The sequence below is a fragment of the Ruegeria sp. BHSC043 genome (genome assembly GCF_059612985.1).
Genome location: NZ_JBXWRS010000027.1, coordinates 1 through 12,437, shown reverse-complemented (window position 1 = coordinate 12,437; position 12,437 = coordinate 1). Strand labels below are relative to the sequence as shown.

Genomic DNA, 12,437 nt, shown 5'->3' with positions numbered 1-12,437 from the left:
CTAAGGTGCACACATACCGCGTAGCGACAGAGACATTCTAAGTCTGTATCGCCCGCAGAGCAGACATTAAGTTGAACTCAAGCAACGACTGCTTCGAACCCAAAGCGGATGGTCCGCTTTGTTCCAAAGATAGGCCTAACCCTGCAATCCCGAAAACGCTGCTAGCGAGAGAAAAACATCTGCTCCATTTCGCGCCGTATCCGCAGGCGTTCGGGATATTCCTGCAGGAACACCTTGGGCGGTTTGCCTTCCCAGACCTGCGCATAGACGCGCATCTTGTTACCGCCATAGATCTTGGCGAGGTCTTCGTTGGAGTATCCGCGTGCCCAAAGGTCATCGGTAATTGCCGCAAGGATTTTAGCCAGTTCGCCATTGCCAGTAGCGCCGCGATTAAACGCGTCGATCATGTAGCCGCCGTCGTCATACATTGTTGCGTTGGCGGTAGCGAAATCGACCACCAGTTCGGTTGAGAACATGTCATCGGTGGCAATGCCGACGTGATCCACCCCAACCAATTGCACATAGTAATCGATCATATCAGCGGCTTGTTTGGGCGAAATATCTTCTGGCCAGATGCCGTCCATCATCCATTCGGTGAAGGTAGGCGCGACATAGCCACCGGAGTTTGCTGCGCGGACCGCCTCGTCATCGTGAATGGCGCGATAGCATCCTCGCGCTGTCCGGTTGGGTTCATCCAAATACAAACCCGCAGGCACCGAATGGGTATAGACGTAAGGCACGCCGGGATAGTTCGCATCCATGTAATCCATCGCATCATTGGCTGTTTTCGACCCGGTATGGCTGAGATCCAGCAGGATGCCGAAGCGAACCATTTCATCGATCACAGATTCGCCCCATGGCGTTAGTCCGATATCGCGCCCATTGTAGGCGGCCAGCTGGCCCGAGCCAGTACGGAAGATATCGTTATAGGCCAGGATCATCGATTTGATGCCCATGTCCTTGAGCAGGGCCATCTTTTTCAGATCGCCATTCAGGATCGTTGCAGTCTGGCTGTTCCAGATCACCGCCGTCTTGCCTTGGATATGCGCAGCTTCGATATCTCGGGTCTGGTTCACGATCAGGTAGTTTTCGGGGAACTGCGCCATGGCCGCGCGGAAATGGTAATGCTGTTCTAGGAGGGTCTCGAACGACATGTCGGCAGCAGCCAGTGTCATTTCATGCCCGGTAATGCCATTATCGCGCGCGCTGGAAATAAGTGTGCAGCTGTTCGTAATCCGTCCAGCCGGTGCCATAGGGGCTAGCCAGCATGCCAATCACTATGGTGTCCTGAACAAATTGCTTGGCTTCTTCCGAAGCGGGCCTGGTCTTGCTTTCTTCGCTGGCGAAAGCGGCGGCTGTCATGCCAAAGGCAAAAAATATGGCGGAAAGCGTCGACTTCATCCTGTACAATTTCCTTTCAATAAACTGCCCAGCGGAGGGCATGAGATCGTGCTGGTTGCAACATCAACCGAGTATTCCCGGGCTCAGCTTAACAGAGTATGACTTATCATTGTGGGTCATTTGAATGGAGATCGCCGTGTCGCAGAACCGTCCCAGACAGGCCGAACTGGTCCTAATCAAGGCCGCGCAGGTTATGCCATTTGTTGACACGATCTCCCGGCGGGGCGGCGATATTGCGGGTTTTGCAGAGCGTGCTGGCATGCCTCTGGACGCAGTGCTTGAGGGGCAGGGTCTGATCGGCGAACGTTCGGCCTGGCGCTTTATTGGTTTTGCGGCGCAGGCACTGGACCTGGACCACCTAGGCCATGTGACCGCGCAGGAGCACCCGGTTCATTCAACGGGCGATTTGGGCGGCATGCGGGTGCGCATGGCATCCACGCTGGGCAGGTTGCTGCGGTTTTTCGTCGAAGATGTCACGTTTGAGAACAACGGCGCGCAATACGCGCTACTCCCGGAAGGCAACACTGTTGTGTTCCGCCGAAATGTGATGTTCCCAGATTGCGTAGGCAGGTGGCAGACCGAACAATACATGGTTACCGTCTTGATGCAGATTATTGCGCTCTGCGCGGGCCCGGACGCACGGCCCTTGCAGATAAGGCTGGCCTCCAACGACCGGCCGTTGCCGGTGCCGGCAGACTGGGATGGTATCGACATCCGATGGGGCAATACGTGGACCGATATCGTTCTGGATGCGGACCTGCTGAACACGCCTTTGGATGCCGGTCTTGCCAAACTGAACCAGTATCATGCGCGGAATGCGGACACGCCGGTATCAATCGACGACATCGACTTTATCGTTGATCGGTTAATCTGGTCCGGGCAGGCACGGCTGGACTGCGTTGCACGCGAACTGGGTGTCAGTGGCAGCACCGTGAAACGAAGGTTGCGCCAAAGCGGGCGCAGGTTTTCCCAGATCGTGGATGCAAGACGTCATTACTGGGCCGAGTACATGCTGAGCGAAACGGACACGCCGATTTCACATACAGCAAGCGCGTTGGGCTACCAGCATCTGTCGAACTTTTCCCGCGCCTTCAAAGTCAAAACCGGCGTGTCACCGCGCGTGTTTCGCGCTCAATTGAAAGCCAATTCAACCCCAAGAAGCTAGCAAAATCGCCGTAAAGATAGCTTCGGCTCGGACCCTTTCCCAATGACCGAATTGTCCGCATAGCGGAAGTTCGGCTAAAACTCAGGGAATGTCGGCTTGGTCTTGCTAACCGGAACACGCTATCAGAGCGGACTATGCCACTCTTGAAACCGGCTAAACCCGAAGAAGATAGATGCCCACTCGCAGGGGCGAGGCTTACGCCCCGCCCTTTATTAGGTTGTCCCGCTTCCAAAGAGGTTGCAGGTTGCTGTAGTGGCAAAGTTCGACGAGGTTTTCCAAAGACCCTGCAGCTGAGAGAAGGGTAATATGGTCCAACTCCAATTGGCCATATCGATCCCATGTTATGCCGTCCTTGAACCAGGCCTCAATGTGCCGCTGTGATGCAGTAGGCCGTTTTACAATTGTTGCCATGGCCCATATCTCCTGTGTTGGAGACATCTTTTTTGTCTAAGTGCAGCGGACACAGTTTCACATGCAGCACAGCAGTAAGTGTTCGTCTCGTAAGACCTTTATGCAGTGCGATGAAAGGATGGTGGGTGATGAGAGACTCGAACTCCCGACATCTTCGGTGTAAACGAAGCGCTCTACCAACTGAGCTAATCACCCGTGACGCGGGATGTAGCCAAGCCTGCGCTCCGGCGCAAGGGGGGACAGCCGAAAATCTCGGCCGATCCATTGGGTCAGGGCTTCATGTCCTGCATCGCCGCCAGAAACTGTGTCACCTCATGCTCGGAGTTGTAGTGGCACAGCGAAACCCGGATGCAGTCCGGCAGGCCCAGCGGACGCAGGACGTTGCCGCTGTAGTGGTCGTCCTTGCGCGTGTGGGTGCGGATGCCTTGCGCGTTCAGTCGCGAGACCGCCTCGGCCGACGGGATGTCGCGCACCACGATCGACACCAGCCCTTCGCGTGCCGGGTTCTCGGCGCCGGCCAGGATCGAGATATGGTCCATGTCCCGCAGACCGGGCAGGTTGCCGGTACCGTTGATCATCACGTTGGTCAGATGCGTTTCATAGCTGTGGATCGCGCGCCCGGCGGCCTCGATCCGGGCGCGCCGGTCGGTGGCATCTGATACCTGCCCGCCCAGCCAGTCGAAATAGTCGACCACGTCGGACATTGTCGCATAGGCGCCTGTGTCGCGGGTGCCGAATTCCCAGCCCGCCTTGGGGGCGTCGATCAGCTGGTCATGGGGCAGGGTGGTCAGCCGGTCCGAAATCCAGGCGACGCCATAACCGTGCCGCGAAAACACCTTGTAGGGGGAAATCGCATAGCCATCGACGCCATAGCTGTCGATGTCCAGCTGCCCGTGCGCGGCGTGCTGGATGCCGTCCACGATGATGAAACAGTCTGGCGAGACCGACCGGATCGCGCGGGCGATGGCGGCCACGTCCATTCCCATGCCGGTCACCGGAGAGGCATGTAGGATCGTGGCTACGGCCACATCCGGCGACATGCGCGCGGTATAGTCGGCCGCCGTGACCAGGCCGGTCGCATCGTCATGGGGCACATTCACATAATCGAGCCCGGCGATTCCGGCCCAGCGGCGCGCGGCGCTGCGGCTGGCCGGGTGTTCGATGCTGCTGCCGATCACCTTTGCCCCCTTGGGCGCGTTCACGCAGGCCGTACGGATCATGCGGAACAAAAGCTCGGTGCCGCTTTCGCCAACGAAGAATTGTCCCGAGGAGGCGTTCATGAACACCGCCAGATCGGCCTTGGCACGGTTGATGATGTCGACCAGGGCGTGGCTGGCCACGTTGTCCCGCCCCTGATTGTCCGGGATGGCCGCAAACCGGGCCGAGGTGTCGACCACCGATTTCAGCGTCAGTGCCCCCCCCGCGTTTTCGAAGAATATGCGTGGACCTTGAAACGGACAACTTTCCACATGGGCAAAGCGCGCTCGGATGGCGTCGAGCAATCCCGGTGTTTCGTGCAGCATGGCGGGTGTCCTGTCCTGTCGAATATGCCTGCCCAGCATCTATGGACGTCGGTGCGCCCGGGTCAATCGTTTCCGCGCCCTGTGGCGGTGGTGCCTGGCTTGCCGTGCCCACCGGCGACCGGCGGGCGGGCCTCTGTGGCTTTACTCGAAGGGCCCGCGCCTTATCATGAACGGCAGCGAGTTTCAGCTGACAGGTTTTCCGATGGCGCGTTTCCTTGTGTTCTTTCTGCTTTGCACGTCTCTTCTGGCGCCGCTCGCGGCGCAGGCGCGGGGCTTTGGCCTCAGCGTTCGCCCCACCTACCGCACCGAGATCCGCCCTGTCGGCGATGGTATCTACGAGGTAAAGGCGATCGGCTCGTCCGCAGCGGTCAATTACTGGTGCGGCATCGGAGACTATGCCATCCGCCAACTCGGCGTGCCGCGCGCGCAGCGGATCTATGTCTGGAAAGCCTACGAGAAAGGGGCCAGAACGGTCCAGTTTTCGCTGAAGCCGCCGCCGGGCACGGACACCACGCCGGGATATTCGATCACCGTCAACCGGGTGGGCGAGAACATGTCGGCCTCGTCCGCGCAGAACTACTGCTATGACAACTTCATGGATTTCGGGTTCTGAACCTCAGACCCATTTCGCCAGCGGCGGCAAGCTCATCAGCACGGCGTCGGGGTCATGCCCGGTTTCCAGGCCGAATTTCGTGCCCCGGTCATAGACCAGGTTGTATTCGGCATACAGCCCGCGATGTACCAGCTGCACATCCTTGTCGGCCTCGGTAAAGGGCTGCACGCGCCGCTTTTCCACCAGAGGCAGAAATGCCGGCAGGAAGGCCCGGCCGATGTCCTGGGTCAGCGCGAAATCCGCTTGCCAGTCGCCGGTGCAGTAGTCATCCATGAAGATCCCGCCGACGCCCCGTGCGCGCTTGCGGTGCGGGATGTAGAAATACTCGTCGGCCCACTCCTTGAGGCGCGGATAGTGCCCCGGTCCGTGCGGGTCCAGATGCGCCTTCTGCGTGGCGTGGAAATGCGCCGTGTCCTCAGGGTATTCGATGCAGGGGTTCAGGTCGGATCCGCCGCCGAACCACCAGGCATGAGGCGTCCAGAACATGCGGGTGTTCATGTGAACGGCCGGGACATGCGGGTTTTGCATATGCGCCACAAGGCTGATACCCGAGGCCCAGAACCGTGGGTCGTCGGCCATGCCGGGGATGCCCTTGCGCGCGGCCATCGCCTGTTGTGCCCGCTCGCCCAGTGTGCCGTAGACCGTCGAGACGTTGACGCCGACCTTCTCGAACACGCGGCCGCCGCGCATGACCGACATCAGCCCGCCGCCCGCGTCGGACCCATCTTCGGACTGGCGCCGGGTTTCCTTGACCTCGAAACGGCCGGGTTCGGCATCGCTGAAGGGACCGGTGTCGTGGCTGTCCTCCAGCGCCTCGAAGGCGGTGACGATCTGATCGCGCAGGCTGCGGAACCAGGCAGAGGCGGTGGCTTTTTCGGTATCGAACATTGGGCTCAGTGGGCTGGGGCGGCGACCGGATCCAGCAGGGTGCGGCCTCCGTCGATTGTCAGGATCTGGCCGGTCATGAAGCCCGAGGCCTCGGACGCCAGGTATTGCGCCGTGTCGGTCAGTTCGGTCGGGGCGGCGATGCGGGCCAGCGGTGTGTGCTTTTCGATGTCCTTGCGAAAGTCGCGGTTGTCTTTCAGGGTCGTCTGCAACGAGGCGCTCATGACCGAGCCGAGCGCGATCGCATTCACGCGGATGCGGTGCGGCGCCAGGGTCACGGCCAGCGACCGGGTCAGCTGATCCAGCGCCGCGCTGGCCACGGAATAGGCCAGCAGGTCGGGATGCGTACGGCGCCCGGCGATCGAGGACAGGTTGATGATCGAGCCGATCTGGGTGTCTTCGCTGCCGTCGGCCTGTTTGATCATCCGGTTGGCGACCATCTGGCTCAGCCGCAGGGTCGGCATCAGGTTCTGGTTCAGCAGGGCGCGCACCGAGTCGTCCTCGGGGTCCAGTGGGTCCGAGGGGATCACCTGCCGCGCGCCATTGACCAGGATATCCACCTGATCGAACGCGTCCAGCGTGGCGGACAGCAGGTTGGCTACGGTCAGTTTTTCACGCAGGTCTCCGGCAAAATACCTGATGTTGCCGTCGTCGACCTGTTCGCCCAATTCGTCGGCCAGGCCTTTTTCGTCGATGTCGGCGAACATCACGTTGGCGCCCGCGTCGGCGAAATGGCGGCCGATCGCCAGCCCGATGCCGTTTGCGCCTCCGGTCACGATGGCGGTCTTGCCAGCTATGGAAAATGACATGCGGTTCCTCCAGAATCTCGGCGCAGGTTAGACGGCTTCACCGCCGAGGGCGAGAGGCATGGAATACCTTGAAGCGGTTGTCTCCAGCCAGTTCCTCGACCCGCGCGAAGGTCTCGGACAGGGTGGTTTCGTAGGGCAGATGGCGGTTGGCCACCATCCACAGGCTGCCCGAGCGCGTCAGGTTGCGCGCTGCCGACGCGATGAAGCCCTGACCCAACGACGGGTCGGCGCTGCGCGCGGTGTGGAACGGCGGGTTCATGACTACGGTGTCCAACGGCTCGGGCGCGGTCCAGGTCACCGCATCGGCCCAGTGGAACAGGGTGCGCGGATCACTCACGTTGACCCGGGCGCAGCTCAGTGCGGTGTGGTCGGCCTCAACCAGATGCAGGGTGGTCACCGAGGCGCGTTCGAGAACCCCTGCGGACAGGTACCCCCAGCCCGCTCCCAGATCTGCCACTTTAGCCCCCAGCTTGGCCGGCAGGGACTTGCGCAGAAGGGCCGAGGCGGGGTCGATCCCATCGGCCGAGAACACGCCTGGAGCGGTCCGGTATCCGTCGGCTCTCTGTTCCTGCGGCGCGGCCCAGTCGGCAAAGGTGTCGGCACTGGCCCGGAGCCAGAAGATCTTGCCATGTGCCTTGGAAATCGGTCCATCGACCGCCACGCGTTTGCGGATGTCTTTCAGCAGGCTGTCGATTCCGTCGGTCTTGGCGCCGTCCACTACGATCGGACCACCGGTGCGCTGGCTGGCCTGATGGATCATCGCCCGCGCAAGCGCCTTGGCGCGCGGCAGAAACAGGATGACGCTGCCGCAGGGCGCATCGGCCCGGGGCGTGGCGTCGAATCCCTGCGCCTGAAAATGGTCGTAAAACGGTTTGAACGGTTGGACGACCTGCGTGCCGCCTGGCAGCATTGAAAGGTCATGCTCCGGTGTCGGGCCGATCACCGAAACCGGCTCGGGCAGGGTCAGGCCCTGTTGCAGGGCAAGGTGAAGACGAGTGGACATGGGCTGTGGGACCGAGGCACGCGGCCCTACTCCTCTCTCTCCATGGTGCATTGCAGAGGGTGTTGGTGGCGGCGGGCGAAATCCATCACCTGCCCCACCTTGGTTTCGGCGATCTCATGGCTGAATACGCCCACCACGGCCACGCCCTTCTTGTGAACGGTCAGCATGATCTCGAACGCCTGCGCGTGCGACATGCCGAAGAACCGCTCGAGCACATGCACCACGAATTCCATGGGCGTGTAGTCGTCGTTCAGCAGCAGCACCTTGTACAGCGGCGGGCGCTTGGTCTTGGGCTTGGTCTGGACAAGGATGGACGTGTCGCCATCGTCCTCCGATTTGCCAGCCATCATCCAACGGGCAGTCAGCATTGTACCGAGATTTTCCGATTCACATTTCGGGTCGTTTCAGGGCTTATATAACGTCAGCGCGCCCAGAGGAAAGAGCAACCGGCGGAATCGGAATGCATGAAAACCTGACCCTCATCGCCTTCGATGCTGACGACACGCTCTGGCAAAACGAGCGGTTCTTTCGGTTGACCCAGGCCCGCTTTGCCGAGCTGCTGGCCGACCATGCCGATCATAACCACCTGATGGAGCGCCTTCTGGCGGCCGAAAGGCGCAACATCCGGCACTATGGCTACGGCATTAAGGGTTTCGTCTTGTCGATGATCGAGACCGCGCTGGACGTCACCGATGATCGGATTCCGGCCCGCGTCATCCGCGAGTTGATCGCGGCGGGGCAAGAGATGCTGGCCCATCCGATCGAGCTTCTGCCGCACGCCCGCACGGCGGTCGAGGCCGCGGCCGAAACGCATGCCATCGCGCTGATCACCAAGGGAGATCTGATCGACCAGGAGCGCAAGCTGGCTCAGTCGGGGCTGGGCGATCTGTTCGACGAGGTCGAGATCGTGTCTGAGAAGGACCCCGAAACCTATCGCGCCATATTCCAGCGTCTCGGTCATGCGCCGGACCGGGTGATGATGGTGGGCAACTCGATCAGATCGGATGTCGTTGCCCCGATTCAGACTGGTGCCTGGGGTGTGCATGTTCCACATGGGCTGGTCTGGGACATTGAGCGGGCCGAGATCCCATCCGGCCACCCCCGGTTTCTTGAGATCGAGCATCTGGGCCACCTTCCGGCGCTGATCGACCGTTTCACGTGACCTGTGTCCGATAGGGCGCACCGGATGATTACTTGACCGCTCCCTGGCCTTTATTTTGCCGCTTTGGCCTCCGTGGTGGCCCGCGCGATCGGGTGCCCAAGATCTAGCGGTGAAACGGAGCCCGAGGGACTACGGATTCGGACAGCTTTCGGTTTATTTCGTTGGGGGCCTGTGCTATCGTTAAGACAATCAACAAAAATGCCGACCGGAAAAATCCGGCGGCGCGAGGCAGACAGAGGCAAAGATCGTGCAGATTCGGCGGATAATTCCGGCCCGGGCGGGCTTGTTCCTCATTGCGGTGATTTGGATCGCTGCAGTAGCAGCGACTCAGGCGCTGGCCGCGCCTTACGCGGCGATGGTGATCGATGCGCGCACCGGAGAGGTTCTGCATTCGCGCAACGCCGATACCCGCCTCCACCCTGCGTCGCTGACCAAGATGATGACGCTGTATATCGCGTTCGAGGCCGTTCGGAACGGCGAGATCACCCTGGACACCCCCGTGACGATCACCAATCATGCGGCGGCCGAACCGCCGTCGAAACTTGGGCTCCGCGCCGGGCAGAAGATTGCGTTCCGCTATCTGATCCGGGCCGCGGCGGTGAAATCGGCCAATGATGCGGCCACCGCCATCGGTATCGCGCTCAGCGGGTCCGAAGCGGCCTTTGCGCGCCGCATGACCCGTACTGCCAAAGCCATGGGTATGACCCGCACCACCTTCAAGAATGCGCATGGTCTGACGGAGTCGGGCCACTTGTCCACCGCCCGTGACATGACCACGCTGGGCCGGCATCTCCTCTACGACTATCCCGAATACTACAACCTGTTCTCACGCCAATCGACATATGCAGGCATCAAGACGGTTCCTAACACGAATCGCCGCCTGCTGGCCGCGTACAAGGGCGCTGACGGCATCAAGACAGGCTATACGCGCGCGGCCGGGTTCAACCTCGTGGCTTCGGCCAAGCGCGGAAACGAACGCATCATCGCCACGGTGTTCGGCGGCAAGTCCAGCGCTTGGCGCAACGCCAAGGTGGCCGAGTTGCTGGACCTTGGGTTCCGCCGCGCCCCGTCCCGCGCCCCGATCCGCAAACCGTCCCGTCCGGCCTATGCCGGGAATGCAGGTCTGGGCGGCACCCAAGTGGCGCGCGCGATCGGTGCGCCTCAACAAAGTTTGCGCCCGGTCATGCGTCCGGGGGCCGGGGTCGCGGTTCAAGTCGCGAGCGTAGTGGCCGAAACAGCCGCCAAGAACGCGCCCCGCATCCAGGACAGCATCGCCCAGGCAATCGTCGCCGCCCAGACCACGCCCACGGCCCCGCAGGTCGAAACCGCCGACACGCGCCCGGCCCTGCGGCCCGACAACCTGGTGCTGGCCTCGACCGAACCGGCCGAGGCCGAACCCGAGCAGGAAATCGTCACGCGGCTGTCCACCTCGGGCGGCCATCTGTGGGGCGTCAATGTGGGCCGCTTCGCAACGCGGTACGAGGCCGAAAAGGTGCTGCTGAAGACGGCGCTGTCGGAAATGACCACGCTGGAAGGCTCGTTGCGAAAAGTGAACCAGAGCTCCAAGGGCTTCGAGGCCACATTCCAGGGCATGACCCGCGAGCAGGCCGATCTGGCCTGTCGCCGCCTCAAGGCGCGCAACGTCACCTGTTTCATGATCGGGCCATCATAAGGTTCGGCATTCTCTCCTGAAGGCATCGGCTGCGGAATTCCGCAGCCTTTTTTTCAATCGAAGACGTTTCCGTGCCGGTACTGTTCGTCCTGACCTTCGGCGGCGGTCAGGGCGGCGACGTTGTCCTTGGCAAAAAAGCCCTCATAGTGGTGGCACCGCTCGATATACTCGGTGATCAGCAGCGTATGTTTCGAGAGTTTCGAGAAGATCTGCTTGAGGTTCGGGTCGTCTTTGCATTCCCCTAAAACATGGGCGAGAAACGGAACGCCTTTTTCCTTCAAGGTGTTGACCACGAAATATACGTTCTTTTCGCCGCCGGCATGGTCGCCGTCGCGTATCTCGACCACCATGTGGTGCAGACGCCGGCCGAAATTGCGCACGACATCCTCGGTGGGTATCGGCAGCTTGGCAAACGAGTTCACGAAGGACGGGGTGTTGTTCGCGGTAAAGACGTTGGCTGGGGATTTCTTGTCGTCGTCCACGCCGGGGTGTCGGTTGACATTGGTCGACGAATTCATCTCGGCGATGTTGTAGGCGCCCCAGAAATACTAGGGCACCATGGTCAGAAACTCGAGGATCGGATCCTCGCGTTCGCCGGTCAGCACCCGCGTGGCCAGATGGTCCAGGCCCAGCATCAGCGGTGCGATCCCGCTGTCCGCGCCTAACTCGGCGGCCCTTGTCAAGCGGTCCTGCTCGGCCGCGCTCAGGATCAGCCGCTCGCCCAGGCCCAGACTGTCGGGGTCTTTGAAGTCCAGCGCCGAGTAGCCGACCCGGTTGCAGGTGAAATCCGATGGGGTGATGAACAGCATCCCGTCCAATGTGTGGAAGGGGTTTTCCGTGTCGCTGGCATAGTCGAACCGGATGTTCTGATCCTCGAGGGTGTTGCGCAGATCGTTAAGGTCGCGCGCAGAACAGACTGCGCCGACATAGCGGGTCCGCGGTGACGCCCGGGCCAGCGGGCACATGCTATTGAGGCGCGAGCTGTAGTCCGCGAAGCCGGCGCTGAGCGGGCCATCAGGACCAGCGCCGGAAAGACCGGATGCGCGTGCGGAACGGAAAACCGATGCGTCGGCCCCAGATAGCTTGCGGTATGGCGCTACGGGGCATCACATAGAGTTCGACCAAAGTGTCAAAGATCGCCTCGGGTTCCACCATCGAGGATGATGGCCGCCAACTGGCCGACTTGCTCTGTGACTCCCGAGGCTTGTCGGTGCTGATAGATTTTCGACAGGTATTCGTGGAAGAAGTCCGAGTTCCTCTTGTCCCCTCGTGGTTGGTAGGTCATCAGATCGAGAGACATGGACCCCTCCTTGCGCGGATGGGCGGTGCGATGAACTCCGGTCGAACTTTCACGGATTGTGCTAGGCGGTGGTTGGTCCTTGGGCAACTTCTGTGGGCTATTCAAGCGCCGCAGCCGCCATCGCGCATGGCGGGGGCTCCGAATCCAGCGCCGAGGCGTGGTGGAAGGGGCAGATGCCGCGCGATGCGAGTCGCTCTTCGTTGTGGCGTAGGGTGCGATGTGTACAATATATTGTGGGGCGCGAATCCTCCGGCCTGAGGGCCGCAGCCGAGCGCGCGGAGCCGCACTTCATTGATGTAGGTGTGTCTGCCGCGGCTAGGCAATCAATCGTTTGATAATAAAAGATAAAATGTCGATTTGCAAAAAAATGCATCGAGATGCGATTTTCCCCTTGCGGCTTTGGTTGGATAATCTTAGAACCCCCTTCACCGGCGCTGGTGAGGCGGTGGTGACGGGCTGGAGAGGCGGCCTGACGGACTGGAAAGACGGTTGT

Annotated in this window: 14 protein-coding genes and 1 tRNA gene; 4 read left to right on the top strand and 11 right to left on the bottom strand. The window is 61.0% G+C overall.

Annotated features, from left to right (window positions below):
• Positions 1 to 161 precede the first annotated feature (161 nt).
• Positions 162 to 1,175 (bottom strand): dipeptidase, encoded by a 1,014-nt coding sequence (locus AC2FMM_RS18010; RefSeq protein WP_496797323.1) that lies wholly within the window; start codon positions 1,173 to 1,175, stop codon positions 162 to 164.
• A gap of 19 nt (positions 1,176 to 1,194) precedes the next feature.
• A complete protein-coding gene (locus tag AC2FMM_RS18005) occupies positions 1,195 to 1,401 on the bottom strand; it encodes a hypothetical protein (RefSeq protein ID WP_496797322.1) in 207 nt (68 codons plus the stop codon).
• A gap of 124 nt (positions 1,402 to 1,525) precedes the next feature.
• Here AC2FMM_RS18005 and AC2FMM_RS18000 point away from each other — a divergent pair, with 124 nt between their 5' ends.
• A complete protein-coding gene (locus tag AC2FMM_RS18000) occupies positions 1,526 to 2,566 on the top strand; it encodes a helix-turn-helix transcriptional regulator (RefSeq protein WP_496797321.1) in 1,041 nt (346 codons plus the stop codon).
• Positions 2,567 to 3,096: 530 nt separating this feature from the next.
• Here AC2FMM_RS18000 and AC2FMM_RS17995 read toward each other — a convergent pair.
• Positions 3,097 to 3,172: transfer RNA gene (locus AC2FMM_RS17995), tRNA-Val, on the bottom strand.
• Positions 3,173 to 3,246: 74 nt separating this feature from the next.
• Positions 3,247 to 4,500, bottom strand: a complete 1,254-nt coding sequence (locus AC2FMM_RS17990; RefSeq protein WP_496797320.1) for an aminotransferase class V-fold PLP-dependent enzyme — start codon at positions 4,498 to 4,500, stop codon at positions 3,247 to 3,249.
• A 202-nt stretch (positions 4,501 to 4,702) separates the two neighbouring features.
• Here AC2FMM_RS17990 and AC2FMM_RS17985 point away from each other — a divergent pair, with 202 nt between their 5' ends.
• Positions 4,703 to 5,113 carry a hypothetical protein gene (locus AC2FMM_RS17985; RefSeq protein WP_496797319.1) on the top strand — a complete coding sequence of 137 codons (411 nt, stop codon included), beginning with the start codon at positions 4,703 to 4,705 and terminating at the stop codon, positions 5,111 to 5,113.
• Between the two features lie 3 nt (positions 5,114 to 5,116).
• On the opposite strand, the gene hemF is transcribed toward AC2FMM_RS17985, so the two are convergent.
• From hemF to clpS, 4 genes are read right to left on the bottom strand one after another with little or no spacing between them, the layout of a single operon-like run.
• On the bottom strand, positions 5,117 to 6,001 hold the full coding sequence (gene hemF, locus AC2FMM_RS17980) for an oxygen-dependent coproporphyrinogen oxidase (protein ID WP_496683458.1): 885 nt from the start codon (positions 5,999 to 6,001) through the stop codon (positions 5,117 to 5,119).
• 5 nt (positions 6,002 to 6,006) lie between these two features.
• A complete protein-coding gene (locus tag AC2FMM_RS17975; RefSeq protein ID WP_496683460.1) occupies positions 6,007 to 6,807 on the bottom strand; it encodes an SDR family NAD(P)-dependent oxidoreductase in 801 nt (266 codons plus the stop codon).
• Positions 6,808 to 6,844: 37 nt separating this feature from the next.
• The gene (locus tag AC2FMM_RS17970; RefSeq protein ID WP_496797318.1) at positions 6,845 to 7,810 is read right to left on the bottom strand and encodes a class I SAM-dependent methyltransferase; all 966 of its coding nucleotides are present in this window, start codon (positions 7,808 to 7,810) and stop codon (positions 6,845 to 6,847) included.
• A 26-nt stretch (positions 7,811 to 7,836) separates the two neighbouring features.
• Entirely contained in the window at positions 7,837 to 8,178 is a 342-nt protein-coding gene (gene clpS / locus AC2FMM_RS17965) for an ATP-dependent Clp protease adapter ClpS (protein ID WP_496683464.1), read from the bottom strand.
• Positions 8,179 to 8,270: 92 nt separating this feature from the next.
• Between clpS and AC2FMM_RS17960 the strand changes: the two genes are divergently transcribed.
• Complete coding sequence (locus AC2FMM_RS17960; protein WP_496683466.1) at positions 8,271 to 8,972, top strand: HAD family hydrolase; 702 nt, start codon at positions 8,271 to 8,273, stop codon at positions 8,970 to 8,972.
• A gap of 247 nt (positions 8,973 to 9,219) precedes the next feature.
• On the top strand, positions 9,220 to 10,644 hold the full coding sequence (locus AC2FMM_RS17955) for a D-alanyl-D-alanine carboxypeptidase family protein (protein WP_496797317.1): 1,425 nt from the start codon (positions 9,220 to 9,222) through the stop codon (positions 10,642 to 10,644).
• A gap of 53 nt (positions 10,645 to 10,697) precedes the next feature.
• Here AC2FMM_RS17955 and AC2FMM_RS17950 read toward each other — a convergent pair whose 3' ends face one another.
• From AC2FMM_RS17950 to AC2FMM_RS17940, 3 genes are all read right to left on the bottom strand, one after another.
• Positions 10,698 to 11,162 carry a hypothetical protein gene (locus AC2FMM_RS17950; RefSeq protein WP_496797316.1) on the bottom strand — a complete coding sequence of 155 codons (465 nt, stop codon included), beginning with the start codon at positions 11,160 to 11,162 and terminating at the stop codon, positions 10,698 to 10,700.
• A 30-nt stretch (positions 11,163 to 11,192) separates the two neighbouring features.
• A complete protein-coding gene (locus AC2FMM_RS17945) occupies positions 11,193 to 11,609 on the bottom strand; it encodes a hypothetical protein (RefSeq protein WP_496797315.1) in 417 nt (138 codons plus the stop codon).
• A gap of 164 nt (positions 11,610 to 11,773) precedes the next feature.
• Positions 11,774 to 11,944, bottom strand: a complete 171-nt coding sequence (locus AC2FMM_RS17940; RefSeq protein WP_496797314.1) for a hypothetical protein — start codon at positions 11,942 to 11,944, stop codon at positions 11,774 to 11,776.
• Between the last annotated feature and the right edge of the window lie 493 nt (positions 11,945 to 12,437).